The sequence below is a fragment of the Mesorhizobium sp. 113-3-3 genome (assembly GCF_016756495.1).
GTDB lineage: Bacteria > Pseudomonadota > Alphaproteobacteria > Rhizobiales > Rhizobiaceae > Mesorhizobium.
In genome coordinates this window covers 2,428,058-2,454,066 of sequence record NZ_AP023243.1, presented here as the reverse complement: position 1 = coordinate 2,454,066, position 26,009 = coordinate 2,428,058, and the positions used below count along the sequence as shown (strand labels likewise).

General features: G+C 64.2%; 27 protein-coding genes. 16 read left to right on the top strand and 11 right to left on the bottom strand.

All coding sequences use genetic code 11. The annotated features are described in order from the left end of the window. The first annotated feature begins 134 nt into the window (after positions 1 to 134). Genes rfaD through waaC form a run of 3 tightly spaced genes read left to right on the top strand, consistent with a single transcriptional unit; the run spans position 135 to position 3,051 of the window. On the top strand, positions 135 to 1,085 hold the full coding sequence (gene rfaD, locus JG746_RS11910; RefSeq protein WP_202358302.1) for an ADP-glyceromanno-heptose 6-epimerase: 951 nt from the start codon (positions 135 to 137) through the stop codon (positions 1,083 to 1,085). Beyond that, entirely contained in the window at positions 1,058 to 2,065 is a 1,008-nt protein-coding gene (waaF, locus tag JG746_RS11905; protein WP_202358301.1) for a lipopolysaccharide heptosyltransferase II, read from the top strand. Before rfaD ends, waaF begins: the two co-directional genes overlap by 28 nt. Then, positions 2,062 to 3,051 carry a lipopolysaccharide heptosyltransferase I gene (waaC, locus tag JG746_RS11900; RefSeq protein WP_202358300.1) on the top strand — a complete coding sequence of 330 codons (990 nt, stop codon included), beginning with the start codon at positions 2,062 to 2,064 and terminating at the stop codon, positions 3,049 to 3,051. Before waaF ends, waaC begins: the two co-directional genes overlap by 4 nt. 320 nt (positions 3,052 to 3,371) lie before the next feature. Here waaC and greA read toward each other — a convergent pair whose 3' ends face one another. After that, on the bottom strand, positions 3,372 to 3,845 hold the full coding sequence (gene greA, locus JG746_RS11895; protein ID WP_008877613.1) for a transcription elongation factor GreA: 474 nt from the start codon (positions 3,843 to 3,845) through the stop codon (positions 3,372 to 3,374). Between greA and JG746_RS11890 the strand changes: the two genes are divergently transcribed. Next, entirely contained in the window at positions 3,844 to 4,119 is a 276-nt protein-coding gene (locus JG746_RS11890) for a hypothetical protein (protein WP_202358299.1), read from the top strand. The two genes, greA and JG746_RS11890, sit on opposite strands and share 2 nt — an antisense overlap. Here the strand turns inward: JG746_RS11890 and JG746_RS11885 are convergent, their stop codons facing one another. Next, positions 4,120 to 4,656 (bottom strand): tetratricopeptide repeat protein, encoded by a 537-nt coding sequence (locus tag JG746_RS11885; protein ID WP_202358298.1) that lies wholly within the window; start codon positions 4,654 to 4,656, stop codon positions 4,120 to 4,122. It lies immediately after the preceding gene. A gap of 142 nt (positions 4,657 to 4,798) precedes the next feature. Here JG746_RS11885 and JG746_RS11880 point away from each other — a divergent pair, with 142 nt between their 5' ends. From JG746_RS11880 to JG746_RS11870, 3 genes are all read left to right on the top strand, one after another. Then, a complete protein-coding gene (locus JG746_RS11880) occupies positions 4,799 to 5,224 on the top strand; it encodes a DUF3775 domain-containing protein (RefSeq protein WP_202358297.1) in 426 nt (141 codons plus the stop codon). A 199-nt stretch (positions 5,225 to 5,423) separates the two neighbouring features. Then, positions 5,424 to 6,437, top strand: coding sequence for an extensin-like domain-containing protein (locus tag JG746_RS11875; RefSeq protein ID WP_202359327.1), 1,014 nt, complete (start codon positions 5,424 to 5,426; stop codon positions 6,435 to 6,437). A 196-nt stretch (positions 6,438 to 6,633) separates the two neighbouring features. Continuing rightward, positions 6,634 to 7,440 carry an extensin-like domain-containing protein gene (locus tag JG746_RS11870; protein ID WP_202358296.1) on the top strand — a complete coding sequence of 269 codons (807 nt, stop codon included), beginning with the start codon at positions 6,634 to 6,636 and terminating at the stop codon, positions 7,438 to 7,440. 7 nt (positions 7,441 to 7,447) lie between these two features. On the opposite strand, the gene JG746_RS11865 is transcribed toward JG746_RS11870, so the two are convergent. Beyond that, the gene (locus tag JG746_RS11865) at positions 7,448 to 8,167 is read right to left on the bottom strand and encodes a gamma-glutamylcyclotransferase (RefSeq protein ID WP_202358295.1); all 720 of its coding nucleotides are present in this window, start codon (positions 8,165 to 8,167) and stop codon (positions 7,448 to 7,450) included. A gap of 110 nt (positions 8,168 to 8,277) precedes the next feature. Between JG746_RS11865 and JG746_RS11860 the strand changes: the two genes are divergently transcribed. After that, positions 8,278 to 8,985 (top strand): LssY C-terminal domain-containing protein, encoded by a 708-nt coding sequence (locus tag JG746_RS11860; RefSeq protein WP_202358294.1) that lies wholly within the window; start codon positions 8,278 to 8,280, stop codon positions 8,983 to 8,985. Positions 8,986 to 9,246: 261 nt separating this feature from the next. Next, a complete protein-coding gene (locus JG746_RS11855; protein WP_202358293.1) occupies positions 9,247 to 10,557 on the top strand; it encodes a hemolysin family protein in 1,311 nt (436 codons plus the stop codon). 34 nt (positions 10,558 to 10,591) lie between these two features. Here the strand turns inward: JG746_RS11855 and JG746_RS11850 are convergent, their stop codons facing one another. The 4 genes from JG746_RS11850 to JG746_RS11835 all read right to left on the bottom strand — a co-directional run bounded on the left by JG746_RS11850 (position 10,592) and on the right by JG746_RS11835 (position 16,312). After that, positions 10,592 to 11,911 carry an HlyD family type I secretion periplasmic adaptor subunit gene (locus JG746_RS11850; RefSeq protein WP_202358292.1) on the bottom strand — a complete coding sequence of 440 codons (1,320 nt, stop codon included), beginning with the start codon at positions 11,909 to 11,911 and terminating at the stop codon, positions 10,592 to 10,594. A gap of 3 nt (positions 11,912 to 11,914) precedes the next feature. Then, complete coding sequence (locus JG746_RS11845; RefSeq protein ID WP_202358291.1) at positions 11,915 to 13,660, bottom strand: type I secretion system permease/ATPase; 1,746 nt, start codon at positions 13,658 to 13,660, stop codon at positions 11,915 to 11,917. Between the two features lie 35 nt (positions 13,661 to 13,695). Beyond that, on the bottom strand, positions 13,696 to 15,183 hold the full coding sequence (locus tag JG746_RS11840; protein ID WP_202358290.1) for a family 16 glycosylhydrolase: 1,488 nt from the start codon (positions 15,181 to 15,183) through the stop codon (positions 13,696 to 13,698). Positions 15,184 to 15,433: 250 nt separating this feature from the next. Next, positions 15,434 to 16,312, bottom strand: coding sequence for a DMT family transporter (locus JG746_RS11835; RefSeq protein ID WP_202359326.1), 879 nt, complete (start codon positions 16,310 to 16,312; stop codon positions 15,434 to 15,436). Between the two features lie 280 nt (positions 16,313 to 16,592). Between JG746_RS11835 and JG746_RS11830 the strand changes: the two genes are divergently transcribed. The 4 genes from JG746_RS11830 to JG746_RS11815 all read left to right on the top strand — a co-directional run bounded on the left by JG746_RS11830 (position 16,593) and on the right by JG746_RS11815 (position 19,115). Further along, complete coding sequence (locus tag JG746_RS11830; protein WP_244730753.1) at positions 16,593 to 16,922, top strand: PadR family transcriptional regulator; 330 nt, start codon at positions 16,593 to 16,595, stop codon at positions 16,920 to 16,922. A gap of 2 nt (positions 16,923 to 16,924) precedes the next feature. Continuing rightward, complete coding sequence (locus tag JG746_RS11825) at positions 16,925 to 17,290, top strand: DUF1048 domain-containing protein (protein ID WP_202358288.1); 366 nt, start codon at positions 16,925 to 16,927, stop codon at positions 17,288 to 17,290. Between the two features lie 149 nt (positions 17,291 to 17,439). Beyond that, the gene (locus JG746_RS11820; RefSeq protein WP_202358287.1) at positions 17,440 to 17,844 is read left to right on the top strand and encodes a YciI family protein; all 405 of its coding nucleotides are present in this window, start codon (positions 17,440 to 17,442) and stop codon (positions 17,842 to 17,844) included. Beyond that, positions 17,841 to 19,115, top strand: a complete 1,275-nt coding sequence (locus JG746_RS11815) for an RNA polymerase sigma factor (RefSeq protein WP_202358286.1) — start codon at positions 17,841 to 17,843, stop codon at positions 19,113 to 19,115. The genes JG746_RS11820 and JG746_RS11815 overlap by 4 nt, the downstream gene beginning before the upstream one ends. On the opposite strand, the gene JG746_RS11810 is transcribed toward JG746_RS11815, so the two are convergent. Then, entirely contained in the window at positions 19,092 to 20,294 is a 1,203-nt protein-coding gene (locus JG746_RS11810) for a glycosyltransferase (protein ID WP_274609326.1), read from the bottom strand. The genes JG746_RS11815 and JG746_RS11810 overlap by 24 nt on opposite strands. Before the next feature lie 333 nt (positions 20,295 to 20,627). Then, entirely contained in the window at positions 20,628 to 21,092 is a 465-nt protein-coding gene (locus JG746_RS11805; RefSeq protein WP_202358284.1) for a RidA family protein, read from the bottom strand. A 194-nt stretch (positions 21,093 to 21,286) separates the two neighbouring features. On the opposite strand from JG746_RS11805, the gene JG746_RS11800 reads away from it, so the two are divergent. Beyond that, complete coding sequence (locus JG746_RS11800) at positions 21,287 to 21,967, top strand: TetR/AcrR family transcriptional regulator (RefSeq protein ID WP_202358283.1); 681 nt, start codon at positions 21,287 to 21,289, stop codon at positions 21,965 to 21,967. A 5-nt stretch (positions 21,968 to 21,972) separates the two neighbouring features. On the opposite strand, the gene JG746_RS11795 is transcribed toward JG746_RS11800, so the two are convergent. Next, positions 21,973 to 22,953 carry a quinone oxidoreductase family protein gene (locus tag JG746_RS11795; protein WP_202358282.1) on the bottom strand — a complete coding sequence of 327 codons (981 nt, stop codon included), beginning with the start codon at positions 22,951 to 22,953 and terminating at the stop codon, positions 21,973 to 21,975. 97 nt (positions 22,954 to 23,050) lie between these two features. On the opposite strand from JG746_RS11795, the gene JG746_RS11790 reads away from it, so the two are divergent. Then, positions 23,051 to 23,458, top strand: a complete 408-nt coding sequence (locus tag JG746_RS11790; protein WP_244730752.1) for a winged helix-turn-helix transcriptional regulator — start codon at positions 23,051 to 23,053, stop codon at positions 23,456 to 23,458. A gap of 68 nt (positions 23,459 to 23,526) precedes the next feature. Beyond that, complete coding sequence (locus tag JG746_RS11785; RefSeq protein ID WP_202358280.1) at positions 23,527 to 24,336, top strand: MBL fold metallo-hydrolase; 810 nt, start codon at positions 23,527 to 23,529, stop codon at positions 24,334 to 24,336. Between the two features lie 110 nt (positions 24,337 to 24,446). Here the strand turns inward: JG746_RS11785 and JG746_RS11780 are convergent, their stop codons facing one another. Next, positions 24,447 to 25,601: a sulfite oxidase gene (locus JG746_RS11780; protein ID WP_202358279.1), complete on the bottom strand. Its 1,155-nt coding sequence runs from the start codon at positions 25,599 to 25,601 to the stop codon at positions 24,447 to 24,449. Positions 25,602 to 26,009: the final 408 nt, after the last annotated feature.

Genomic DNA, 26,009 nt, shown 5'->3' with positions numbered 1-26,009 from the left:
CGTTTTGCCCATAATAGACAAAATGGACAAAACAGACAAGTTTGAAAAGGACGAGACGGGCGACTGCCTGCTTTGTCGACAGCCCGGCTGGCCTCCCTTATAAGGACCGGAATCGCAATCAACCAGAGGCCTTCATGATCATCGTCACGGGCGGCGCCGGCATGATCGGCTCCAACATCGTCGCCGCGCTCAACGCCGAGGGCCATGACGACATCCTGGTCGTCGACGACCTGACCGACGGCCACAAGATCGCCAATCTCGCCGATCTGAAAATAGCCGACTATCTCGACAAGGATGAATTCCTGCCACGCATCGAGGCCGGGGGGCTCGGCCGCATCGAGGCGGTGTTCCACCAAGGCGCCTGCTCGACCACCACCGAGTGGAACGGCAAGTTCATGATGGAGGTGAATTTTGCTTATTCGAAGCGGCTGCTGCATGCCTGCCAGGCGCTGCGCGTGCCCTTCCTCTACGCCTCCTCCGCGTCCGTCTATGGCGGCGGTTCGGAGTTTCGCGAGGATCCGGCGCTCGAGCGGCCGCTCAACGTCTATGCCTATTCGAAAAAACTCTTCGACGACTATGTCAGGCGCACGGTCTTCGACACCGATCACTCGCAGGTCGCGGGCCTGCGCTACTTCAACGTTTACGGCCCGCGCGAGGCGCACAAGGGCGCTATGGCATCGGTCGCCTTCCATTTGTTCAACCAGGTCGAACGCGGCGAGAATCCGAAGCTGTTCGGCGCCTATGACGGTTTCGGCCCTGGCGAACAGAGCCGCGATTTCATCCATGTCGGCGATGTCGCCGACGTCAATCTGTGGCTGTGGAAGCGCGGCTCGAGCGGCATCTTCAACTGCGGCACCGGCCGCGCCCAGCCCTTCCGCGCCATCGCCGAAACCGTCATCGACACGATTGGCAAGGGCGAGATCGAATTCATCCCCTTCCCCGACCACCTCAAGGGCAGCTACCAGAGTTTTACCCAAGCTGATATGTCCCGTTTGCGTGCGGCCGGCTATAATGGCCAGTTCCGGACAGTCGAAACCGGTGTCAGAGACTATGTCGAATGGCTGAAAGCCCAACGATCCTCGTGATCGGCCCACGCTGGGTGGGCGACATGGTGATGGCGCAGTGCCTGTTCTCGGCGCTGAAGGAACTCCATCCCAACGCCGCGATCGACGTGCTGGCGCCGGCCTGGGCGGCACCGCTGGTCAAGCGCATGCCCGAGATCCGCCAGCAGATCGACTTGCCTCTGAAGCCCGGCGCGCTCGAATTCACCATTCGCCGCCGCTTCGGCCGCCTGCTGCGCGGCCGTTACGACATGGCCTATGTCCTGCCGGGCAGCTGGAAATCGGCGCTGATCCCCTTCTTTGCCCGCATTCCGCGGCGTGTCGGCCATCTGCGTGAGATGCGCTATGGCCTATTGACCGACATCGTACCGCTGCCGGACGCCGTGAAACGGCGCACAGCGCAGGCCTATTTCAGCCTCGCCAAGGGCGGCAGTTTCCGCGCCCCCCATCTGACCGTGGATGCCGGCAGCCAGGCCGCCCTGCTCGACCGTTTCAGCCTGGCGCCACAGAAATTCGTGGCCCTTATGCCTGGCGCTGAGTTCGGCCCGGCCAAGCGCTGGCCGAGCGAAAGCTATGCCGGCCTTGCCCGCGAGTTCATGGATAAGGGGTTGAAGGTCGCGCTGTTTGGTTCGAAAAACGACCGCGACGTCACCGCCGAGATCGCGGCCCTTGCCCCCGGCGTCGTCAACCTCGCCGGCCAGACGCGGCTGGAGGATGCCATCGACCTGATCGCCGCGGCAAGGCTGGCGGTGTCCAACGACAGCGGGCTGATGCATGTCGCGGCCGGCGTCGGCACGCCGATCGTCGCCGTCTACGGCTCGACCTCGCCCGAGAACACGCCACCGCTGGCGGAGCGGCGCGAGCTGGTCTGGCTGCACCTCTCCTGCTCGCCCTGCCACCAGAAGGTCTGCCCGCTCGGCCATCTCAACTGCCTGAAGACGTTGCAAGTCGGCCAGGTCGCGGCGGCGGCGGAGCGGCTGCTGGAACTTCCGGCCGCGGCATGAAGGTCCTGATCGTCAAGACATCGTCGATGGGCGATGTCATCCACACCTTTCCGGCCGTCGAGGACGCCAGCCTGCATCGGCCGGACGTGTCCTTCGACTGGTGCGTCGAGGAGGCGTTTGCCGGCATTGTCGCCCTGCACCCGGCGATCGGCACGATTCACACGGTGGCCATCCGGCGCTGGCGCAAGGCGCTGTTCAGCGGCGGCACCTGGCGCGAGGCGGCCGCGTTGCGCCGTACATTGCGCGAAAGCCGCTACGACCTGGTCATCGACGCACAGGGCCTGTTGAAATCGGCCCTGGTGGCGCGGCAGGCGCGCGCACCGATCGCCGGCTTCGACCGGTCGAGCGCGCGCGAACCTTCGGCGACCCTGTTCTACGACGTCACCTATGGCGTGCCGCGCGACCTGCACGCCATCGAGCGGACAAGGCGGCTGTTCGGGCTGGCGCTGGGCTACCAGCCCGATCTGTCGACGCTCGCTTCAGGCATCGTGCCGCCACCCGTTGGCCTGGCCGGCATCACCGGAAAGACCGCCTTCCTGCTGCACGGCACCAGCCGCGAGGACAAGAAATGGCCTGTCGAAGACTGGATCGGAACCGCCCGCCTGCTGGTCGAGCGCGGCATGGTTCCGGTCACCACATGGTCGAACGTGCGTGAGAAGTCTGTCGCCGAAGCCATCGCCAGGGCCGTGCCGTCCACGGTCGTGGTGCCAAAATCACCGCTGGCCGACATCGCCGCCATCCTCGGCCGCTCGACCCTGGTCATCGGCGCCGACACCGGCCTGACCCATCTCGCCAGCGCCTTCGGCCTGCCGACGGTCGCGGTGTTCTTGGCGACGGAGCCGGGTTTGACCGGCCCGCGCGGGGAATTTGCGTCGACACTACTGGCAGCGGTAGAGGGGCGTGTGACGCCTGCTGACGTTATGGCGGAAGTGGGGAGGCTGCTGGAGCGCCAGACACTTGGTCAAGCGACCGCTGCCAAGAATTGATTTTCTCAATCAATTCAATCGGAAGGCCAGCGCCGCCCCTCATCCGCCTGCCGGCACCTTCTCTCCGTATAGTGACGGGGAGAAGGCAACTGCGCGCAGCGCCGGCGCGGCTTCTTGCAATGTTGAAAAGTGAGCGAAACCGTCAATGAAGGCGTCTTTCTCCCCGTCACTATACGGGGAGTTGAGGAGTGGTCCGCGTAGCGGACGAAAAGCCAATTGCTTGGCTTTTCGAAAGACGAACGTCCGGCAGGGCAATGAGGGGCGGCGCCAACCTTGGATTGGTATGGCGCAACTCAGGGCCAAGCCCTGCCCCAAATCCCCTAGATGAACTGCACCTGGACGATCTCATACCCCCTGGCACCGCCGGGCGCGTTGACCTCGATGGCGTCGCCGACTTCCTTGCCGATCAGAGCGCGCGCGATAGGCGAGGAAATCGAGATGCGGCCGGACTTCACGTCGGCTTCCTGGTCGCCGACGATCTGGTAGGTCTTCTTTTCCTCGGTGTCCTCGTCGACCAGCACGACGGTGGCGCCGAACTTGACCTTGTCGCCGCTGAGCTTGGTGACGTCGATGACCTCGGCGCGCGCGATCAGGTCCTCAAGCTCGTTGACACGGCCCTCATTGAGGCTCTGCGCCTCCTTGGCGGCGTGGTATTCGGCATTTTCGGACAGGTCGCCATGCGAGCGCGCCTCGGAGATCGCCTCGATGATGCGTGGCCGCTCTTCCTGCTGGCGCCAACGCAGTTCTTCCTTCAATGACGCGAACCCCTCGCCTGTCATCGGGACCTTGTTCATGATGCCTGACCTTTCCTGCCGCCACCCCCGCGTTTCGGGGGAGGCCTTGTCGTTGGGTACAAAAAGAAAACGGTCCGGCAGCCTCGGGCTAACGGAACCGTTTCACCGCAATTTCCCCCAATATAGCAATCTTCGCGGGTTTTTCACGCCCAAAAAAGCGGTTTTGCAAAAATCATCCCCGCTTTCACCAGAGGAGGCGGCCAACGAGGCAGGAGGCAATGAAAAAACGGCCGCGATTGCTCGCGGCCGCTTCGGTAAATCTTTGGGGGCCTGATCAGCTCCGCATGAAATGCTCGATCTGCTCGGACAGCATGCCGTATTCGCGCGAGCCCTTGCCGGTGCGCTTCTCGATTTCCATCAGCTGCTGCTGGGCGCCGGCAAGGTCGCCGATCTGCAGATGCGCCTCGCCCAGATATTCGCGCACCAGCGTGTAGTTCGGGTCGATGCGCAACGCCTCCTCGTAATAGCCGAGGCCGACGGTGACACGGCCGGAGTGGCGGTGCGAATAGCCGAGATAGTTGAGGATGCGCGGATCCTGCTTGTTGGCGGCAAGGGTGAGCACCGAGATCGCCTCGTCATAGCGCCCGGCCATCGCCAACGCATGGCCGGCATCATAGATGCTGTCGTCGTCCAGCATGCCTTCCTGCGGTGCGACGCACTTTTTCTTCTTCTTGTCCCAGACCTCTCCCTTCTTGCACTGGGTGACGGTCTGGTCGCTGCCACCACTGCTGCCGGCGGCGAAAGCGGGAACAGCGAGGAACTGCAGAGCGAGAAGCGCGCTCGCCGCCTGGATCAGCACTCTTTTATGCATCGAAGCCTCCTGGAGGGTTGAGAATGCAACACTAACGCCGCGTGCCGATCGTTTCATCCCGAAAAAAGCAGTTTGGGACAACATCAGGTGACGGATGCCTGAAATCCGCTATCATCCGGCAAACGACGGACGGAGACGGCCCGTGCAGCAGCGGCTTGAAAAGGACTGGGACCTTACGATCGGCCCCGACACCGTGCGCCTGTTCATCCTTAAGGCCAAGGCGCTGAGCGCCGCCGTCAACGAGGACTATGCCGACGGGGCAGAACACGAGATCGAGTTCGACGGCGACACGCACGACAATCATCACCATGACGGCCTTGCCGAGGAAAGTTCGGAAAACCTGACCGAGGAAGAACTGCGCGAGCTGATCGACGACCTCAATGTCGATGAAGCCGCCGAACTGGTCGCGCTCGCCTGGGTCGGCCGCGGCGACTACGACGCCTCGGAATGGGTGGATGCCGTGACGGCGGCGCGCGAACGCGCCAACAAGCGCACGGCCAAGTACCTGCTTGGCATGCCGTTGCTCGCCGACTGGCTGGAGGAAGGTCTCGAAGCGATCGGCGCGTAACGCGGCGGTAACCGATTGTGATCGGGGGAAAGTGTCCGTCCAGGCAACCTCGGCATGCCGGCGCCGTTTCGAAGCGATGGCAACGCTGAGCTTTTCCCGACTTTGCACCTTGGCGCTGCCTCTGGCGGCTGCGGTCCTGCTGGCGACCCCGGCCGACGCCAGACATCGTCACCGGCATTACCAGCCGCTATCCCCTCGGATCGATCAGTCGTCGACACAGCGCCTGGACCAGCCGCCAAGGGGCAAACAGCGCGTGAGAACGCGGGGCAAACAGCCGCCAAAGCAGACGCCACAGGAAACGCAGGAGCAGCAGGCCTCGCCCGCCGATGCTCCGGTTCCCGAGCCGCGTCCCACGGACACGCCCAAGGCCGACGCCGCACCGGCGGAAGAGCAAAAGACGCAAGGTCCGAAGGCCCCGGACGCCTCCGACCAGCTCAATGAGGAAAAGTCTCGTCAGGCAAAGCAGGCACTTCCCAAGCCGTCAGGCCCCGAAACGGAAAGCGAGCCGGAGCCGCCAGCCGAGGTGCCCATCCCGACACAAAGGCCCGACACCAAGGAACCAGAGGTTGGGCCTCCCGCCATAGCCCCGCCACCGACAAAACCGGCGGATGCCGGCGATGAGAAAATGCTTCCCGACCCGCGCTCGGCCGACCGGCCCGGCGAAAAAATGCCCGTCGAGGAAGTCGCCTGCCGCGAGCGGCTGAAGGCGCTCGGCGTCGAATTCGAGGAGCACAAGGCGGAAAGCAGTCCCGAAATCGGCTGCTCGATCCCCTATCCCCTGATGCTGAAGAGCCTCGGCAAGTCGATCGTCATTGCCCCCGGCACTGAGCTCAACTGTCCGATGGCCGAAGCGGCGGCGCGGTTCGCCGCCAATGTCATCCAGCCGGCGGCGAAAGCCGAATTCGGCGCCGACCTCAAATCGATCAACCAGGCCTCGGCCTTCGTCTGCCGCCCCCGCCACGGCACCAGGAAACTGTCGGAGCACGCCTTCGGCAACGCGCTCGACATCGCCAGCTTCACCCTATCCGACGGCACGAAGATCGAGGTCGGCCCGGCGCCGCCCGAAAAGGACGCCAAATTCCTCGACGCCGTGCGCAAGGCCGCCTGCGGTCCGTTCAAGACCGTGCTCGGACCGGGCGCCGACGCCGACCACGCGCTGCACTTCCATCTCGATCTCGAGCCCCGCCGCCACGGCGGCACCTTCTGCCAGTGAGTTAAGCCGAAAGGTTGTGTGCCTCAATTCAGCCGCAGGCGTGAACGCGGGCGCTGAGTTTTCCTTTACCCTTGATCGTTAAAATGCCGGATATCCGAACCATGATCCCGAAAAGTGGGAACCGGTTTTCGGAAAAGATCATGGTCAGGCAAAGTGAGAGCCTGATCGCGATCAGGTTCGAACTAGGATTCCGCCAATGGCCGGCAAATTTCGCGCCGTGTTTTCCGCCACCGCGCGCCGATCGAAACCCGCGATGCTGCTGGCCGCCGGCCTTACCCTCGCGGCGGTTTCGGCCTGCAACACCGGCAGTGTGCTGTCCTTGCAGCCGGCGGTCGATGTCGGCGCGCAAACCGCGGCCGTGCCGCAATATGCGGGCATGCAGAAGCTTGTTCCTTCCAATCCCTACATGACGCAGGCCGCCTATCCGCGTATGGATGAGCCGATGTCGCCGGTCGAACAGATACCGGCCAGCGAAATCGATTGCCGCCAGCAGCTGAAGCGCCTCGATGTCGCCTACACCGACCTGGCGCCGATCCATGAAGGCCAGTGCGGCATCGACTATCCTGTAAAGGTCACGGCCATCGGCAGTGTCGAGATGAAGCCCGCCGCGACGCTGACCTGCGACATGGCCGCCACCTTCGCCGCCTGGACGAAGAACGAACTCGTTCCCTCCGCCCGTTGGCGCTACTTCTCCGGCGTCAAGACCATCCACCAGGGCTCGAGCTATTCCTGCCGCAACATCGCCGGCGAAGGCGTCTTGTCCGAGCACGGCAAGGGCAATGCGCTCGACGTGATGAGCATCGAGCTCAACAATGGCGACGACATCGATGTGCGCAAGCCCGGCCTGTTCGCCTTCCGCACCCGCGGCTTCCTCAACAATGTCCGCGCCGATGGCTGCCAGTATTTCACCACCGTGCTTGGGCCCGGCTACAATTACGACCACCGCAACCATTTCCACTTCGACGTCAAGAACCGCAAGAGCGGCTACCGCGCCTGCCGGTAGCGAATGATCAGGCGGGTTCCGCGCCAGCGGTGGAGGCGATGATTTGCCGTGCCACCAGATCCTGGACGCGCCAGAGGTTCCGGTCGTGGATACCGCTTTCCTCCAGCTTGCTGACGGTCCGGAACAGATACTGCGCCGACGAGCCCCAATGCCCGGCGGCCCGCGCCAGCGTATCCGCGACCTGCTCCGGCGCCAGCCGTCCGGCATAGGCCCTGCCGTCCGGCGCGGCGACGAAGGCCAGGGCGCGTAGCGGACCCTCCTTCGTCCGGACCCTGATCCAGCGCGGCACATTGGTTGGCGGATTGGCATCGATCTCGCGGCGCATCAACTGCCCGAGTTGCCCAAAATGATCTTCCACGGGCAGCCGGTAGACAATGCCGTTGCAACTGCCGCCACGGTCGAGAGCCAGCATCAGCGCCGGCAATTCGCGGGTGCCGCGCCAGCGGGTCAGTTTCAGGCAGAATGAGCGGTGCCATCCTGGCGCCGTGGCCGGGCGCTGCTCGACAGGAACGAATTCAGGATTCCAGATCAGCGAGCCGTAGGCAAACACCCACAGCGCTTCGGGCCGGTATTGCGACAAGAGCTGCTCGACAAGGCCGTCGAACTCCGCGTCGGTATGCTCGGCTGTTCCAGGCTCGGGGCCGGGATCCGGTTCGATGCGCTCGACCCTGGCGACAAGGTCGGCGGTCAACGCCATCGGTCCGCGGCCTGCCGGTTTCCCCTTCATTCCTGCCCCCGTGCAAAAACGACGACCGACGATAGACCAGCTGCGCATCGGTGGCCATTGATTTCCATGGACTGTCAGGCAACAGATACCGCACGAATCGAGCCTCCCTCATGAGCCAACGAAGCCTTCGGCGACGCGCGATGATCTGGCTGGCGTCCTTGCTCGGCGCCTGGGTCGCGCTTGCCTATGTCGCGGCGCCGGAATTCTGGACATTCCGGGAGCGCGGCTTTCGCGACCAGCGCTTCGAAATGGTGACGCACACGCCGCAAGGCATTCCCGGCGACCCGATCAATGTCGGCCTTGTCGGCACGGAGAAGGAGGTGGTCCATGCCTTCGCCGTCGCCGGCTGGGACACAGCCGATGCCGTCACCTTGAGAACCGCCATCGACATCGGCGAAAGCGTCCTGTTTTCCCGTCCCTATCCCGACGCGCCGATGAGCCGGCTGCTGTTCGAGGGCCGTGCCCAGGACCTCGCTTTCGAAAAGCCGGTCGGCGACAGCGCCGACCGGCGCCACCACGTCCGTTTCTGGCAAACCGATACGGTCGGCGACGACGGCCGCCCGCTCTGGCTGGGCGCCGCCAGCTTCGATCGCGGCGTCGGCCTCAGCCACGACACCGGCGCCATCACCCATCACATCGGTCCCGACATCGACGCCGAACGCGACTTCCTGATCGGCGACCTCAACGCAGCCGGTCTGCTGGCGTCGACCAGCGAATTGCCGGGCATCGGCGCCACAAGGACCGGCCGCAATGGCGGCGGCGATCCCTTTTTCACCGACGGCAAGGCAATCATCGGCGTGCTGAAGCAGCCGCAATGATCGGACGCCGGGTCGGGCGTGCGGATCACGATCTTGCCGAACGGCCCTTTTTCTAGATGCTGCAAGGCCTGCGGCACCTCGTCGTGCATACCATCTGCGGGTGACACGCAATCTGGCGCGCCAAGATCCGTGTGGTCGTCGACGCTCTCGTCGAACACTTTTCGGCGCGGGCCCGGGATAATGCCTGAAAGACACATGTCATATTCTAAAAATGGCGGCCCGCTATTTTCGAGCGGCCCGCCGCAATGCTATTGAGCCCTCATGCTATACGTCGAAATCGCTATCGTGGTCGTCCTCATCTGTGTGAACGGCCTTCTGGCAATGTCCGAACTCGCCATCGTTTCATCGCGCCCGGCACGGCTCAAGGCGATGATCGACCGTGGCGTCAACGGCGCCGGCCGGGCGCTGGATCTTGGCTCCAACCCCGGCAAGTTCCTCTCCTCCGTGCAGATCGGCATCACCCTGGTCGGCGTGCTTTCCGGCGCCTTCTCCGGCGCCACGCTGGGCGACCGGTTGTCCGTGTTCCTGGCCACGACAGGCATGCGCGAAAGCGTCGCCGATCCGCTCGGCGTCGGCATCGTGGTTGCCATCATCACCTATTTCTCGCTGATCGTCGGCGAACTCGTGCCCAAGCAGATCGCACTGCGCGATCCCGAGCGGGTCGCCGCCCGCGCCGCGCCGGCCATGACCATCCTCGCCACCATCTCGGCGCCGCTTGTATTCCTGCTCGACATCTCCGGCCGCGCCATATTGTGGCTGCTTGGCCAGCGCGGCGAAAGCGAGGAGAAGGTCACCGACGAGGAGATCAAGATGCTGGTCGCCGAGGCCGAGCATCACGGCACCATCGAATCCGACGAGCGGCGCATGATCGCCGGCGTCATGCGGCTTGGCGACCGCGCCGTGCGTGCGGTGATGACGCCGCGCACCGAGGTCGACTGGATCAACCTGCAGTCCGACGACACGACGATCCGCAAGCTGCTGATGGAAACCCAGCATTCGCGCCTGCCCGCGGGTGACGGCGGCGTCGATGTCATGGTCGGCGTCGTCCAGACGCGCGACGTGCTGGCCGCGATCCTTGCCGGCCGCACGCTCGACCCGCGCAAGCATGTGCGCGCCGCTCCCATCGTCTACGACCAGGCCGACGCGCTCGACGTGTTGCACAAGCTCAAGGAATCCGACGTGCCGATGGCGCTGGTGCATGACGAATACGGCCATTTCGAAGGCATCGTCACGCCTGCCGATATTCTCGAAGCCATCACCGGCGTGTTCCGGGCGGACCTCGATGCCGGCGACGAAGAAAACGCCGTCAAGCGCGAGGACGGCTCATGGCTGCTGGCGGGCTATATGCAGGCCGACGAAATGGCCGAGATCTTGGGCATCGACCTTCCCGAAAACCGCGACTACGAGACGGTCGCCGGCTATGTGCTGTCGCATATGCACCATCTGCCGGCGACCGGCGAATGCGTCGACGCGCAAGGATGGCGCTTCGAAGTGGTCGACCTCGACGGCCGCCGCATCGACAAGCTGATCGCCACCCGCCTGCCCGGCACCCACCGCGAGGCGGTACGCTGAATGTTTGAATGTCGACTTCGGATTGCGCGGCCGGCTACCGCTCCGTGAACGCGCGAGCGAAGGAATCGAGCATCGGCCGTGCCAGATATTCTAGGAAAGTCCGATCGCCAGTGCTGATGAACGCCTCGACCGGCGTTCCCGGATAAAGCTGCTCGGGCTTCACCCCGGGTGGCAGGTCGGCGGCAATCCTGAGTTTGACGCGGTAATAGGGCTCGTGCGTGGCCTCGTCGACGAGCCGGTCCGCGGAAATTTGTGCCACGGTGGCTGAAACCTCCGGGGTGAGCCGCGTGTTCAAGGCGGACAATCGCAGTTTCGCCGGCTGGCCGACACGGACCTGATCGACGTCTTTCGGCCGCAGCCTTGCTTCGACAATCAGACCCGGTGCCGTCGGCAGGATCTCCATGATCTTTTCGCCGCGCGCGATCACGCTGCCCCTGGCATTATAGGTCGAAGACACCACGATGCCCGCGGCCGGTGCCTTGATCCTCGTGCGCCGCAGCACCGCCTCGGCCGCCCTGATCTGTTCCTCGATGTCGGCTAGGTTGGAACGAACCTGGTCCAGCTTCGTCAGCGCCTCCTCCACGCGTTGCGTGGTCAGGCGCTCGATCTGCTCCTGGGCTTCGACGATCTGGGTGTTGGCCGCCGCGACATTGGCTTCCAGCATCCCGGCCTGCCCGACGAGATCGGCCTCGCTGCGCAAAAGCTGCGAGTATTCGGTACGATTTGTGAGACCCTTGTCCAGCAGGCCGGCTTTGATGCCGAGCTCCTTCTTCACGATTTCGGCTTGCTGCTGAACGGCCTCCTTCTGGGACTGCAATCCCACGACTGACTGCCGATGCATGGCCAGGCGTTGGGCAAGGATCGATTGTTCCGATCGGAACCGGGCGAGCCTGGCATCGAATTCCTTTTGCTGTTCTCGAATCAAGGCGTCGAAATCGGACTGGAGCAAAGCTGGCGCTGGTTTGGTGATTGGCGCTAGCCTGTCCAACCCGTCGCGTTCCGCCTCGAGCCGCGCCGCACTGGCCCTGAGTGCGATCGACTGTCTCGTCAGCCGGTTGAGCTCGGTCTGCGCGGCTGTCGGATCCAGCACGATCAGATCCTGGGCCTGTTGCACGCGATCGCCGTCATGGACCAGCAACTCCTCGATGAGGCCGCCGTCGGGATGCTGGATCAGGATGTTTCCGCCGGTCGCCGAGATCGTGCCTTGCGTGATCACCGCTCCAGACAAGGGCGCGCTGACGGCCCAATAGCCAAAGCAACCCGCAAACAGCGCTGTCGCCGCGTATCCGGCGAATGCGACACGCCTTATGTTGGTACGCGGGTTGCCCTCCCAGGCGAGGCTCTGCACCGCCATCATCTACGACCCGAAACGGACGTTGTGCGTGCGGATCGTCGTGGCGAAGGACCCTGTCACCACCGTATTCGGCTGCGCGGGCAGGCCTTTGCCAACAGCCGAATGCCGCAGCACCTCGCTGCTTGGGCCGAAGGCTTCGATCGCGCCGCCACGCAGAAGCATCACGCGGTCGCAGGACGCTGCGATCGAAGGGCGATGCGTGATCACGACTATGGTGACGCCGGCCGCCTTCGCGGCGGCGAGGACCGCCTCGAGCGCCGCTTCGCCCGTGCCGTCGAGGTGGGTGCTCGGCTCGTCCAGGACGAGAATTCTGGGATTGCCGTAGAAGGCGCGCGCCAGCCCGATCCTCTGGCGTTCGCCGCCCGACAGCATTCTGTCCGACGGACCTATCAATGTCTGGTAGCCGTCCCGCTGCGCCAGGATCAGCTCATGCGCCTCAGCCCGCCTTGCCGCCTCGACGATCGCGGCATCATCCGCATCTGGGTCGAAGCGGGCGACGTTTTGCGCGATCGATCCTGGAAAGAGCTCGACCTCCTGCGCGAGGTAGCCGACATGCTTTCCGAGCTGGTTTTCGTCCCAGGTCCTGAGGTCGGCGCCGTCGATCCTGACCGCGCCGCCGGTCGGCCGGGCAGCACCCACCAGCAACCGCGCCAGCGTCGACTTGCCGGCGCCGCTCGGGCCGACGATGGCCAACGCTTGGCCGGCGCCAATTTGGAAGTTCAGCCGCTTGAGGATGGGTTCGGTGCCGGGCTGCGCATTCGGCGCCATGAAGAAAACGTCCTGCACGGAAATCGCCCCTGCCGGATCGGGCAGGATCAGTTTGCGCGCTTCGGCCGGACGCGCCGCAAGCGCCGTCTCCAGCCGTTTCCACGCGCGCCGGGCGTCGGCGATCTGTCGCCATGCGCCGATCAACTGGTCGAGCGGCTGCAGCGCGCGCGACGACACCAGCGAGGAGGCGAAGATCATGCCTGCCGTCATCTGCCCCTTGAGCACCAGCCATGCGCCGACGCCGAGGATCGCCAGTTGCAGCATCATGCGCAGCGCCCGAGAGGCACCGCTGAAGATCGCATTGGCACTCGAGGAACGGTCGTGCAAGGTGAGCGCTGCCGCCACGTGCCGTCCCCAGACCCGCGCGGCGTTCTCCACCATGCCCATGGCGCGCAGCGTCTCGGCATTGCGGGCAAAGGCCTGTTCCGCCTGGCTGGCCAGGGCCGAACGCTCGGCCGACAGGGCGTCGTTCCTGCCGATGGCAAGCTGGTTGGCCACGACCAGCAAAAGCAGAAGCGCTGCGCCGGCGACCGTCACCCAGAACAGCACGGGATGGATGAGATAGAGCAAGGCGAGGAAGACGGGCGCAAAAGGCAGGTCGAACAACACCGCCACGCCGCGCGACCGGATGAAGGCGCAGACAGAGGCGAGGTCGCGCAGCGGTGACAGGCCCCCGGCATATCTAGCGCCAAGCGAAACGGCGAATGTGCTGGCGCCCAGTTTCCGGTCGAGGGTCGCCGCGACGCGCTGCGTATAAACGGCGCGGATCGCGTCCAGCAACCCGAGGAAAGCGAGCGCGAGAACCGCGATGACCGAAAGATAGACAAGCGTTTCGACGCTGGAGGACGGCAGCACGCGGTCATAGACCTGCAGCAGGTAGAGTGGAATCACCAACAGCAGGATGTTGATTAACAGCGAGAAGACGCCGACATCGGCGATGGCGCGCATGAAGACCGGACGCAGGCCGGACGGTCCAGTCATTTCCACATTCCCCGACGCTGCATGTTCCCGAGACCTTACGCGTGGCCCCCAAACTCGGAACCGCCGTGCAGCGTGCTGCTGCTGTGCGTGGCGATATTCTGCGTCGTGGTGGTGCTGCTGGTGACGTTCAGGGCGTTCGCGGGCGCGCTGTCCAGCGTATAGGCGCGGACGTAGTCGATCTTCATCTCGGCCGGCGTGGCCAGATGGTCCGGAGGGGTGCCGGCCAGGCCGCCGACAGCGAGATCGACCAGCATGTACATGGGCTTGTTCATGTCGGAGGGCGTCGCCGCTTCGGCGACCTCTACACCGTCATAGGTCCAGACGAGCTTGTCCGGCGTCCAGAGCAGGCCATAGGTGTGGAAACCGGCGGGGTCCGAGACGCTCACCGTCGACGTCACCTTGGTGTGCGTCCCCGTTTCATTCGAGTGCGCCGTCATGATCAACGAGTTCGGGGCCTGGCCGATCGTCTCCACGACATCGAGTTCCGGCGGCCATGAACCGTCTTCCGGAAGCAGCCAGAAGGCCGGCCAGGCACCGGCGTTCTCGGGCAGGTCGGCCCTTATTTCGAAATAGCCATAGGTCTGCGAGAAGGTGTCGTGGGTCGTCAGGATGCCGGAGGTGTATTCGAAATTGTTGATCAGCGGCTTGATGTCAGCCGGCGCCTGCGCCGCGGTGATGGTGAGCACGCCATTGTTCACGCTGAACGGGTGGACGGAACTCGTCGGTGCGTAATTGGCGTCGATATACCATTGCAGCTCGTTGTTGCTGCTCAAGGTGCTGCCGTTCGCCGCGCCCCACCAGAAGTTGGTGTCCCACGTGCCGCCCTGGCTGTTGTGGAGGTTCAGCGTGTTGAAATCGTCGCTGAAGGAGAGCTGCATTCCGGACTTGTCGATCGGCAATTCGAACTGGCTGGGCTGCAGCTTGTCGATGGTCGTGTCCTTGAACTCGAGGATCTCGCCGGACCCGAGGTTCAACAGCACGTTCGAACCCGCCTGGATCATGTTGGCGTGGATGGCGTCGAACGACGTGAAGCCATAGCCGCTAAGACGGACCGTGTCGGTGGCGGCAAAATTCGCGATCAGGTCGCTGCCATTGCCTTTCGAGATGATGAAAGTGTCGTACCCGCCGCCACCATCGATCAGGACATCGTTTCCCGCGCCGCCGTCCAGGGTCTGGTGCCCGCCCTTGGCGGTGATGATGTTGTCCAAACCATTTCCGAAAGCATAGTTGTTGGCGTTTGTGACGACGAGGTTCTCGACATTGTCGGGGAGCTTGTAGCTCATCCATGTGCTGATCGTGTCGATGCCTGCCCCGGCGGCCTCCGCCACCTTGTTGCTCGCCGCATAGAGGTAATAGATGTCATCGCCTGCGCCACCATGCATGGTGACACCGGATGCTCCGTAGAAGGAGTCGTTTCCGGAGCTGCCGTACAAGTCCGGCCCGGCCCCTGCCGCCGAATACCAATGGGTGGAAGCGCCGCTGTAGGGAAGAGGAACGCCCAGGGCATTGACGAAGAAGCTCATCGGATAAATCCTCCTCGTGATGCCGGGCCCGCTCGGATCGCTCGATTCCAGGCGACCGCATCCGGACCAAAATTGCCGGCACGATACCGCTCCAGGAACTTGCCACAGAGTTCCCCATCACATCGACCATTCAGTGATGTTTTCCGGGCTGGAAGCACAACAATCCGACGAATGGTCTACAGATCGTAATTCGACCGGCGAAACATTTAATAAAAATACAGTAGGCGCCGATCTACTTGCGCACGGCAATTCAAACCGCGACTTCGATCGGCTCGGCAAGCCTCGGATTCGAGCGCGCGGCGATCAGGCAGCTGGCCACGATGAGGCCGGCTCCGGCCAGCGTCGTCCAGGTCACCGCCTCGTCGAAGAAGAACCAGCCGAGCGCGATCGCCCAGATGAAGGCTGAATACTCGGTCGGGATCAGATATTGCGCTTCGGCGCGCGCATAGGCCCAGCTCATCAGGAACTGGCCGGCGAGCGACAGGGCCGTCACCCCGGCGAGCGGAAGCCAGAGATTGCTGGGCAGCGCAATGGCGAGCCAGGGTGCGGCAAGACCAAGCATGAGCCCGACGCAAAGGTTCTGGAACAGCATGATCTCGATCGGCTTGGCCAGCAGCGCCTGTCGTCGCGCGAGGATCAGATTGTAGGCGTAGAACACTGTCGATACGAGCACTGCCGCGGTGCCGAGCAGCGCATCGCCGGCATAGGTCTTCTGCCCGAACTGGCCGGCCACGATGATCACGACGCCCGCAATGCCGGCGAGCGAGGCCCAGATCGCCTTGCGCTGTATCCTTTCGCCCAGAAGCAGCGCGGCCAGCAGCAGCGCAAACAGCGGCGCCACGAAACTCAGCCCGATCGCCTCCGCCAGCGGCAGTCTGGCAAGCCCCCAGAAGAAGCACAGCAGGACAATGCCGACAATCGCGGCGCGCAGCGCATGCAGTCTCAGCACCGAGACGGCGGGAAGCGAGCGCGGCCCCGCCAGCCAGCCCGCGCCCGCGACCAAGGTCGCCAGCATGCTGCGCCACAGCACTGTGTTGTAGACGCCGACCGCGATGACCAGCACCTTCATCGCCGCATCCATGCCGGACAGAAGGAAGATGCCAAGCGCGCAGACGAGCACCGGGATCATGGGGGAGACGACGCCGGCCAGGCTGGATGATTTCACGCGGGCTTACTCGAGGTGACGGATGCACGCTGACATATCAGGGCAAAAGCACAGGGCCAGATGGCAGCCCCGCCCATATGACGGTCCAACTCGATCGGCCGAGGCTTCCACGGCAGGCCTTGCAACAACTTGTCCGGTACCGGCGGCGGCGCCGGCCGGTCGAGAAGGCAGGGCTTGACGATCACTATTAAGCGATGCTAAGTACCACTACTCATCATCACTGAGTAGCATGAGAGGTACTTCCATGGGCAAGCAGATGACGGAGATGCTCAAGGGCACGCTGGAGGGCATCATCCTGGCGATCCTGTCCGCGCGGCGCGCCTATGGCTACGAGATCACGGCGCTGTTGCGAAACCAGGGCTTCTCGGACATCGCCGAAGGCACCGTCTACGCCCTGCTCGTCAGGATCGAGCAGAAGGGTCTCGTCGACGTGGAGAAGATCCCGTCCGAGAAGGGCCCGCCCCGCAAGGTGTACTCGATCAACGCCCGGGGACGGGACGACCTCGAAGAGTTCTGGAGGACGTGGAACTTCCTCGCGGAACGGCTCGAACAGCTCAACACGGAAAGGAAATAGACATGGTCACAGGATGGATCGAGAAGATCACAGGGTCGATCGAGCAGAAGAAACGCTACTGGCAGTACAAGGCGCGCACGGAAAAGCTTCCGGCGAATTATCGCGCGGCGATCGAGGCGCTGGACCGGTACCTCATGTATTTCGGGGCGATCACCAACGGGGACACCATGGTGTCGATGCTGGAGGATCTCATCGACCTCTTCGAACAGAGCGCGGCGCACGGAACCCCGATCCGCGCGATCGTCGGCGAGAACCCTGTCGAGTTTGTCGAAACGTTTCTCCAGAACTACGCGGAGGGCCAGTGGATCAACAAGGAGCGGAAACGGCTGATCGACGCCATTGACCGCGTCGCCGACAATGCGCCGTAACGGATATCCATCGATAAGCGTCCGGGGCGCTGAAGCCCCGGAGCGGCTTCGACCGACTATCAGGGATTTGAATTTTTCCTCGCACCGCTGTCGATTCCGTCACCCTTCGTTCGTCGTATCATCGAACCAACCCAACCAAGGAGAAGACCATGCGGTTCATGATGCTGATGATCCCCGGCGGCTACGCACAGGCGGCGGCCGACGTCAGGCCCGGCGCCGAGGCGGTGGAAGGAATGATGCGATACAATGAAGAGTTGAAGAAGGCCGGCGTTCTGCTGGCGCTCGACGGGCTGCATCCGCCGTCCGAGGGCGCGCGGATCAGCTTCAAGGCCGGCAAGCCCATTGTCACCGATGGCCCGTTCGCGGAGGTCAAGGAAGTGCTGGGCGGCTATTGGGTGATCGACGTACGCTCGCGTGAAGAAGCCATCGAATGGGCGCGCCGCTGCCCCGCCGGGGAGAATGACCTGATCGAGGTTCGCCGCGTCTTCGAGATGAGCGATTTCCCCGAGGACGTCCAGAAGGTGGCGGAAGGCTTTAGCGAGCTGATGGGTTGACGGCCACAGCCACCATCGAAGCGGCCACCATCGAAGCGGTTTGGCGGATCGAGCAGCCCAAGCTCATCGCCAGGCTCGTCCGCTATCTCAGGGATATCGGGCTGGCCGAGGAGGTCGCCGGCGATGCCTTCCTGCTGGCGCTGGAGCGCTGGCCCCGGGACGGCATCCCGCGCAACCCGGCCGCCTGGCTGACCGAGGTCGCCAGGAACCGGGCGCTCGACCGGCTGCGCCGCACCACCATGATCGACGGCAAGCATCGCGAACTCGCCATCGACCTCGCCGAACTGGAGCGCGAAATGCCCGACATCGAGGCAGCGCTCGACGAGGATATCGACGACGACCTTTTGCGGCTGATTTTCACCGCTTGCCATCCCGTATTGCCGGCCGAGCAGCGCGCGGCCCTTGCTCTGCGCCTGCTGGGCGGGCTGTCGACGGCCGAGATCGCCCGCGCCTTCCTGGTGCCTGAAGCCACCATCGCCCAGCGCATCGTGCGCGCCAAGCGCACCCTTCGTGATGCCGCCATCCCTTTCGAGACGCCGCGCGGGCAGGAGCGGCGCGAACGTCTCGCCGTCGTGCTGGAGGTGGTCTATCTCACTTTCAACGAGGGCTATGTGGCAACGACGGGGCCGGACTGGCTGCGCGCCGATCTCTGTGGCGAGGCGCTGCGCCTTGGCCGCTCGCTGGCGGCGCTGATGCCTGATGAGCCCGAGGTGCAGGGCCTGGTGTCGCTGATGGAACTCAACGCCTCGCGCTTCCCCGCTCGCATCGGCAAGGCGGGCGAACCGATCCTGCTGCTCGACCAGGACCGCGCCCGCTGGAACTGGTCGCTCATCCGGCGCGGCCTCGACGGCCTGAACCGTGCGATGGCCCTGACATCGACACCCGGCCCCTATCTCTTGCAGGCGATGATCGCCGCCTGCCATAGCCGCGCGGCAACGGCCGCCGACACCGACTGGATCGCGATCTCGGCCTATTATCAGGCCCTTGCCTTGGCGGCCCCCTCGCCCGTCGTCGAAATCAACCGGGCGGTGGCAGTCGGCATGGCGTTCGGGCCGGCGCAGGGCCTCGCCATCGTCGAGGCCTTGAAGGACGAGCCGCGCCTGAAGGGCTCGCATCTCCTGCCCACGGTGCGCGGCGATCTCCTGGAGAAACTGGGACATCAGGCGGAAGCCCGCGCCGCATTCCGGCAGGCCGCGGAATTGACCGGCAATGAGAGGGAGCGCGCCCTGCTGCTCGCCCGCGCGGGTTCATCTCAAGGCATCCGTTCCTGACCTCCTCGCACCGGTGCCGGAAGCCGCCCCTTTCTCGGCATCGAGAAGCCGCTTCGCGGCGACTGCCGCTCCGTCGGAACGAACCGTACGGGCGACGTTGGTCGCACGCGCCGAGACCTCAGGCGATAGCGCCCGGCCGAGCGCGGCGGACATGGATTCGAAGCTCGGAGCCGGGCCCTGATGGGCCGCGCCGATGCCGAGCTCGGCCACCCGGCCCGCCCAATAGGGCTGGTCGGCTATCTGGGGCACGACGATCTGGGGGGCGCCGGCCCGGGCCGCCGTTGTCGTCGTGCCGGCGCCGCCATGATGGACGACAGCGGCAAGGCGAGGGAACAGCGCCTGTTGGTTGACGTCTCCGACGATGAAGCAATCGTCGCGATCGTCATTGAGAACAAGGTCCGCCCAGCCGCGCAGGACAATCGCGCGGCGTCCTTGATCGCGGATCGCGGCGATGGCTGCCAGCGCTGCGTCCTTCGCTGCCTGCATCGGCATGCTGCCGAAGCCGACATAGACCGGCGCCGGTCCGGCATTCAGGAATGCCAGCAGATCGGCCGGAAGCGGGCGTTCGTCCGGCAATATCCATGCGCCGGTCTGCACCACATCGCAAAGATCGGTCACCTGCCACGGGCTCAAGACCGGGTCCGATGCCAGCCATGGCCGAGAGGTGAAAACGTGGTCGCGGACATTGTCCACCGGCGGCAGTCCGATCGAAGCGCGATGCGCGTTGAACGCTCCGCCGAATATCGCGTTCATGGCCTGCGCGTTCAGATCCCAAAGGACCCGGCTGTCGGTTACGTCAGCCGGCAGAGGGTGTTCCGGATAGGCTCGCGGCCGGTGATGCGTGGATGGCAGCCAGATCGGGCAGAAAGTTGCATAGACGTAGCGGATACCCATTTGCTCGGCCACCAGCCGTGCCGCGGCGGTGGAGGGGAACAGGCCGGCCGCTAGGATCAGGTCGCATCCCTTTGCGGCCTCGGCGACCGCGTCGAGCTGCCCGGCAAGCACCTGGGCCGCGCGCTGGGGTAGGCTCACCGCCGATCGGTCGGCCAACGCCTCGGTCACCCACTGCCGCACCGAGGAGAAGGCCGGCGCCAGCGGCACGCCCGCGCGATCGAGCACCGCCGCGAATTCATCATCCGGCGGAGCGCACACCACCACCTCGGCGCCAAGCGCCTGCAATTCGGCGCCAAGCCCTGCCATGGGCTCGACATCCCCGCGTGAGCCATATGTCGACAGCAATACCCGCATTCGCGAACTCCCGTTTCGGTGACGATGGACAAGGCGGGAGTTCTACGTCGGCCGCAGGGTCTTGAAGCAAGTCCCCGGCGCGCCATATCTCTACTACGGCGGGCAGTGATGCCCGCCTTTTTTGCTCTCCGTTGTGATCGAGCATGCCCAACAGGCCACGCGCGACAGCGATGTCTTTCCTGACATCCGCTGGTGGTCGCTTCAGTGAGTGTCCAGCGGGCGTGGCGTTGCGCAGGAACAAAACCAGCGCGGTACGCATCGCTGCTAATCAAGCACGACCACGGCCTCGACCTCGAACAGCATCGGGTCGATGGCAAGCTTGGGAACGGGGACCAGGGTCTGCGCCGGCAACGCGTCGCCGAACATCTCCTTGACGCTCCTTGTCAGCACTTCGAGCTTGGACATGTCGTGGTCGACGACGAAGACAGTGAGCTTGGCGACCTGATCGGGTTTCGCACCGATCCCCTCAAGTGCTGAGCGCAGATTCGCGTAGGCCTGCTTCACCTGGACGGCGAAATCGGGCGACAAGCCTCCCGCGCTGTCCTGGCCGCCTTGTCCGGAAATATAGGCCACCCGGGCTCCGGGCGGCGCGATCACCGCCGTGCTGTAGCCGTTCGGCGACGGGTCATGGAGGGTGCGCGGATTGACGATGGTCAGTTCATTGGCCGTTGCCGCAGTGGTCATGATGATTAGTCCTCCGATAAGCAGATGCTTGATTGCGCGTGACATGATTTCTCTCGAGCTTCGCGGCCTGCGAGCGACGCCCCCCGAAGCCGGCACCATTGAGTTTCCGACCATTTCTAGTACAATGTACCATATGGTGTACGAGCCATCCTATAGTACGGCGTACGAGTCAACTGTTCAGGATCGACATTCCTGACGTTGCCTGCCAAAAATGAGGTTCCGACCAGCGAGGAAGACGGATGGCAGCCAAACGCAGCGGCGCCCGCGGCAAACGGTCCCGACGGACAGGCGAGCCCGTGCAGCAGCCATCAGGGGAACCGCCTCTGTCGCGCGAGCGTATCGTGGCGACGGCGATCGACCTTTTGGACGCGCAAGGGCTCGACGCATTGACCATGCGCCGGCTGGCCGATCGCCTCGGCTCGGGCGTGATGAGCCTGTATTGGCACGTCGACAGCAAGGAGGACGTCTTCGACCTGGCTCTCGATTCGGTGCTCGATTATCGCGGACCGCCCGAAATGGTCGAGCCTGAAAACTGGCGCGCGGAAATCGTCCACATGCTGGAAGACTGGCGCGCCGGCATGCTGCGCCACCCCTGGTCGGCGTCCCTGTTGCCGCGCCGGGCGCTCGGCCCGAGCATCCTCGGTCGCCTGGAGCGCATGAGTAAGATTTTGTCCAGTGCCGGCGTCGCGGACGCGGATGTGAACGCCGCCATATGGTCGCTCTGGAACTATGTGATGGGCGCCACCGTCACTCGCGCGAGCTTCGACCTCTCGGACGACGAAAGGGCAGAAGCGCAGCAGCGACTGGCCAGCGAACGCTACCCGACGATCGAACGCTCTCGCTTGCTCCTGGACAGTGACTGGGACGGCGCCTTCCGCAAAGGCCTCGACTTCCTGCTCGACGGTCTCTCCCCGGGATAAGGCCGTCAGGGCACCAGCACGACCTTGCCGGTCGAGCGGCGCTCGTCGAGCAGCCGGTGCGCCTCGCCGGCCTGGTCGAGCGGGAAACGGCCACCGATCGCGACCCGCAGCCGGCGGGTCGCGGCCAGTTGGAACAGTTCCGACAGGCTCGCCCGCAACACCTCCTGCGGCAGCAGCGGCAGCAGCGCGAACCCCCTCAGTGACTGGTTGCGGCCGATCATGGCTTCCAGATCGGAAGGTTCGAGCCCGTAGCGGCCGAGCGCCGCGAACACGAGTTCACCGCCAGGCGCCAAAGCCTGCAACGACAGCGCCGTCAACGCGCCGCCAACCGTGTCGTAGATGATGTCGGCGCCCTGCCCGCCTGTCAGCTCACGAACGCGCGCGGTCAAATCCGGATTGGTGTAGTCGATGGCCACATCAGCGCCGAGCGACAGGGCAAGCTCGATCTTGCCCGCGCCGCCGGCAGCCGCGATCACCTTACCCGCACCCTTTGCCTTTGCAAGCTGGACAAGCAGCGAACCGACACCACCGGCGGCGGCCGGCACGAGCACCGTCCTGCCCGCAGGCGGGCTCTGGCGCAGCAGATGCAGCGCCGTCAGCCCCTGCACCATCAGCGCCGTCGCTTCTTCGAACGAGACGTCATCCGGCAGCGGCACCGCGAGATCGGCTGATATCACCACCTGCTCGGCATACCCGCCAAAAGGACGTTGCGAGGCGAACAACGGCGCCGCGACGCGTTTTCCCTTAAGCGCCACATCCACCCCTTGCCCGATGGCCTCGACGACACCGGCCACCTCCACGCCTGGAAACATCGGCAGTTGCGGCGTCACCGCGTAACGGTCCGCGCGCATCAGCACCTCGAAGAAGTTGATGCCGGCGGCCCGCACCCGGACCAGCACCTCGCCGGCCTGCGGTACCGGCGCCGGCAGATCGACGACCTCGAGCACCTCGGGACCGCCGAAGCGGCTGAATTGAACGGCTTTCATGGCAAACTCCGGTCGCACTGGCATCGGCGCTGGTTTGCCACTATCTGCGAGACCGCGACTACACACTCATTTCTCCCCTGCTGACCAGGAGGTGACCATGGCCGGTTCGCCCACGAAAATGCCGATCAAAAGGCTGCCGATGCTGCCGGCGGAGCGCGCGCTGAAGGTGATCGCCGGGCGCTGGAAGGCGGTCATCCTCTACCATCTCTTCGATGGCCCAAGGCGGCTGTCGGCACTGAAGGCGCTGATGCCTGGCATCACCCAGAAAGTGCTGATCCAGCAGCTGCGCGAAATGGAGGAGCACGGCCTCGTCTGCCGCGAGATCTTCGCCGAGGTGCCCGCCCGCGTCGAATACTCGGCGACCAGCCTTGGCCTCAGCCTCGAGCCGATCCTGCTGGCGCTCTGCCAGTGGGGCCAGCACCATGCCGACGAACTCAACGAGACGCACCGCCTCGCCGACTGCATCATCCGGCCACGGCAGGTGCGGCACGCACACATGGCCTAGATCGAACTGACATTGCGGGTTACCCACACCGGCGCCCATCGCAGACTGTCTGCAGAACGGATCAGCAAATGCACCGCATCGCATCGGGCGAACTCTATCAGACTTACATTCTTGGTGACCTGCGCATCACCGCCTTGCGCGACGGCTATGTCGACATGCCGATCAGGCGGCTCCGGCAAAACGGCGACAAGCCATTCGGCGATGACTTGCCGGAGCAGGTCGCGTTGGTTGGCGGTCAACTCAGGCTCTCCGTCAACGCCTTCGCGATTGACGATGGGCATGAGGTCATCTTGATCGATACTGGTGCCGCGAATGCCTGGCACCCGACCATGGGCCGGCTTCCCCAGGCGCTGGACGAAGCCGGCATCGATGCCGGACGAATCAGCACCGTCTGCTTCACCCACACGCATCTCGACCACATCCAGGGTCTTGTGCTCGCCGACGGCCAGGACGCTTTCCCGCGCCTGGCGCGCCTGCTCGTTCCGAGTGAAGAACTTGGCCTCTTCCGCGCCGAAGCGCGGCTGAAGCGATTTCACGACATGGCGGAACCATTCGAAGCCGGAGACCGTCTCGGGACACATATCGACGTTATCGGCGCCCATGGCCATGAAGCGGGTCACAGCTGCTTTCGCGCTTCGAGCGGCGGCGAACGCATCTTGATCTGGGGCGACACCGTTCACGTCCCGTCGCTTCAGTTCGATCGGCCCGAGGTGACGTGGGAATTCGATACGGATCAGGATCAGGCGCGCGAGAGCCGGTTGCGGCTGCTGGCGCTTGCGGCGGACGATCATTGCTTCGTTGCCGGCGCGCATCTGGACTCGCCCGGCATCGGCCGCGTCGTCCGGTCCGGCGGCAGCTTTCGATTTGAGCCGCTATAACCATAAAGGGCGGCGCAAGCGCCGCCCTTTCTTCGAGCTTCTCTCGCCCTGGCGCGCGGCGAGCAAGTCGCCCCAGGCGATATCGACGGCCGACTTGACCGGCGCTCCCGTCAACCGATCTGAATGCGACGTGTCACCTGTCCGTTGCTCTCCCAGTAGGTGTGTTTCTTGGCGATCCACGGATCACTCATCGCCGGCTGGATGTTGCCGCTCTTGTCGATCGCGCGCGAGGTGACGGTGTGCTCTCCGGCGGAAGGCTTGGGCCAGTCGAGAGACCACATCTTCCAGGCGAATTCCGCCTCCTCCGTATGGTCGATGGTCGCCGGCAACCACGGTCCATCGTCGATCTTCACCTCGACCCGGTCGACCGGCGCGCCCCAGGCGGCTCCGACAATACAGTACTTGTTACCGACCTGAGTGACCCGGGCCGGCGCCGATTTGAGGCGCGCCCGTCCGACGGAGCTTTCCACCCACACGGTCTCGCCTTTATGGTCTTCCTCGCGGAGCGTGACGTAGTCGCGTCCCATGAAGCGGTTCTCGAAGCGCTGGTCGCGCACCTCGATGCGCTTGAGCCATTTCGCGTTTGCGACCCCGTACCAGCCGGGCGCTATCAGCCGAGCCGGGAAGCCGTTGTCGGGCGGCAAGGGAGCGCCGTTCATCTCGTAGCAAAGGATGTTTTTTGGATCCATGGCTTCGGCGAGCGACATGCTGCGCGCGAAATTCTGCTTGAACTTGACGTTGTCGGCTCGCGTGATCTCGCCTTCGTCGGCACCCCAGAAGACGACCTCGATGCCGCTGTCGAGGACCCCGGCCTCCTTCAGGATCGGTGCGAGCGGTGTGCCCGCCCAGCGCGCATTGCCGATGCCGCCGTTGAAAAACGGAAGGCCGGTATTGCCCGAACATTCAATCGTGAACGTGGTTTCCTGGCGTAGGCGGGCCTTGATGTCGGCAAGCGTCAGGGCCATCGGCTTTTTGACCATGCCATCGATTTCGAGCTTCCACGTGCTCTCATCGATGACCGGCCGGTTGAAGTGCGCGATTGAAAAGAACTTGTCGTTGGGCGTTACCCAGGAATCAAGTTCCTCCCAGACGAGTTGGTTCTTGATCACCTCCGGAACAGGGTTCGGCGGTATTTTGTCGAGCCATTCGATGGTTTTCTCGCCGGGCCGTGTCGGAAAAGCGTAAGAACGCGAGCTATGGAGAGCCGCGATTGCGGCAACGGCCAGGCTTCCTTGGATAAGTTCTCTGCGTTGAAGATGAGGCATGCTGTTTCCCTCCCAGTTGGTCCGGAACGGGCTGCAGCGTGCTATTTGGGCCGTAGCCTGATCTCGGACAGGCGCACAAGAAACGACTGCCCACCCGGAAATATCCGGATGGGTCATGCAATCAGCGACGCGTCTCAAGCATGTGAGGCATTGTGCGAAACTCTGGCTTGGGTTTCGTGCTTGAAGAGTGCGCCCTGAAAGAGGATGTGTCCACAACTTGGGCGGGATATGTCGACCTTGCGGCCGATTTCCGCTCCGTCGCAGCTCGGGACCCGCTTCCGGCGCGATGTCTTCGCTCTGACGGGCCCGGTCTGGCCAGCACCAAAGCCTCTCACCGCCCGTCCTTGGCCTTCGGGCTGGTGTCGTGCGTGTCGCAATCCGGATTGGTACCGGGCCACCGGCCACGAG

Coding starts and splice junctions, on each gene's coding strand:
- rfaD (WP_202358302.1), top strand. CDS start 135: ATGATCATCGTCACGGGCGGCGCCGGCATGATCGGCTCCAACATCGTC.
- waaF (WP_202358301.1), top strand. CDS start 1,058: ATGGCTGAAAGCCCAACGATCCTCGTGATCGGCCCACGCTGGGTGGGC.
- waaC (WP_202358300.1), top strand. CDS start 2,062: ATGAAGGTCCTGATCGTCAAGACATCGTCGATGGGCGATGTCATCCAC.
- JG746_RS11890 (WP_202358299.1), top strand. CDS start 3,844: ATGATGCCTGACCTTTCCTGCCGCCACCCCCGCGTTTCGGGGGAGGCC.
- greA (WP_008877613.1), bottom strand. CDS start 3,845: ATGAACAAGGTCCCGATGACAGGCGAGGGGTTCGCGTCATTGAAGGAA.
- JG746_RS11885 (WP_202358298.1), bottom strand. CDS start 4,656: ATGCATAAAAGAGTGCTGATCCAGGCGGCGAGCGCGCTTCTCGCTCTG.
- JG746_RS11870 (WP_202358296.1), top strand. CDS start 6,634: ATGGCCGGCAAATTTCGCGCCGTGTTTTCCGCCACCGCGCGCCGATCG.
- JG746_RS11865 (WP_202358295.1), bottom strand. CDS start 8,167: ATGAAGGGGAAACCGGCAGGCCGCGGACCGATGGCGTTGACCGCCGAC.
- JG746_RS11860 (WP_202358294.1), top strand. CDS start 8,278: ATGAGCCAACGAAGCCTTCGGCGACGCGCGATGATCTGGCTGGCGTCC.
- JG746_RS11855 (WP_202358293.1), top strand. CDS start 9,247: ATGCTATACGTCGAAATCGCTATCGTGGTCGTCCTCATCTGTGTGAAC.
- JG746_RS11850 (WP_202358292.1), bottom strand. CDS start 11,911: ATGGCGGTGCAGAGCCTCGCCTGGGAGGGCAACCCGCGTACCAACATA.
- JG746_RS11845 (WP_202358291.1), bottom strand. CDS start 13,660: ATGACTGGACCGTCCGGCCTGCGTCCGGTCTTCATGCGCGCCATCGCC.
- JG746_RS11840 (WP_202358290.1), bottom strand. CDS start 15,183: ATGAGCTTCTTCGTCAATGCCCTGGGCGTTCCTCTTCCCTACAGCGGC.
- JG746_RS11835 (WP_202359326.1), bottom strand. CDS start 16,312: ATGATCCCGGTGCTCGTCTGCGCGCTTGGCATCTTCCTTCTGTCCGGC.
- JG746_RS11830 (WP_244730753.1), top strand. CDS start 16,593: ATGGGCAAGCAGATGACGGAGATGCTCAAGGGCACGCTGGAGGGCATC.
- JG746_RS11825 (WP_202358288.1), top strand. CDS start 16,925: ATGGTCACAGGATGGATCGAGAAGATCACAGGGTCGATCGAGCAGAAG.
- JG746_RS11820 (WP_202358287.1), top strand. CDS start 17,440: ATGCGGTTCATGATGCTGATGATCCCCGGCGGCTACGCACAGGCGGCG.
- JG746_RS11805 (WP_202358284.1), bottom strand. CDS start 21,092: ATGTCACGCGCAATCAAGCATCTGCTTATCGGAGGACTAATCATCATG.
- JG746_RS11800 (WP_202358283.1), top strand. CDS start 21,287: ATGGCAGCCAAACGCAGCGGCGCCCGCGGCAAACGGTCCCGACGGACA.
- JG746_RS11795 (WP_202358282.1), bottom strand. CDS start 22,953: ATGAAAGCCGTTCAATTCAGCCGCTTCGGCGGTCCCGAGGTGCTCGAG.
- JG746_RS11790 (WP_244730752.1), top strand. CDS start 23,051: ATGGCCGGTTCGCCCACGAAAATGCCGATCAAAAGGCTGCCGATGCTG.
- JG746_RS11785 (WP_202358280.1), top strand. CDS start 23,527: ATGCACCGCATCGCATCGGGCGAACTCTATCAGACTTACATTCTTGGT.
- JG746_RS11780 (WP_202358279.1), bottom strand. CDS start 25,601: ATGCCTCATCTTCAACGCAGAGAACTTATCCAAGGAAGCCTGGCCGTT.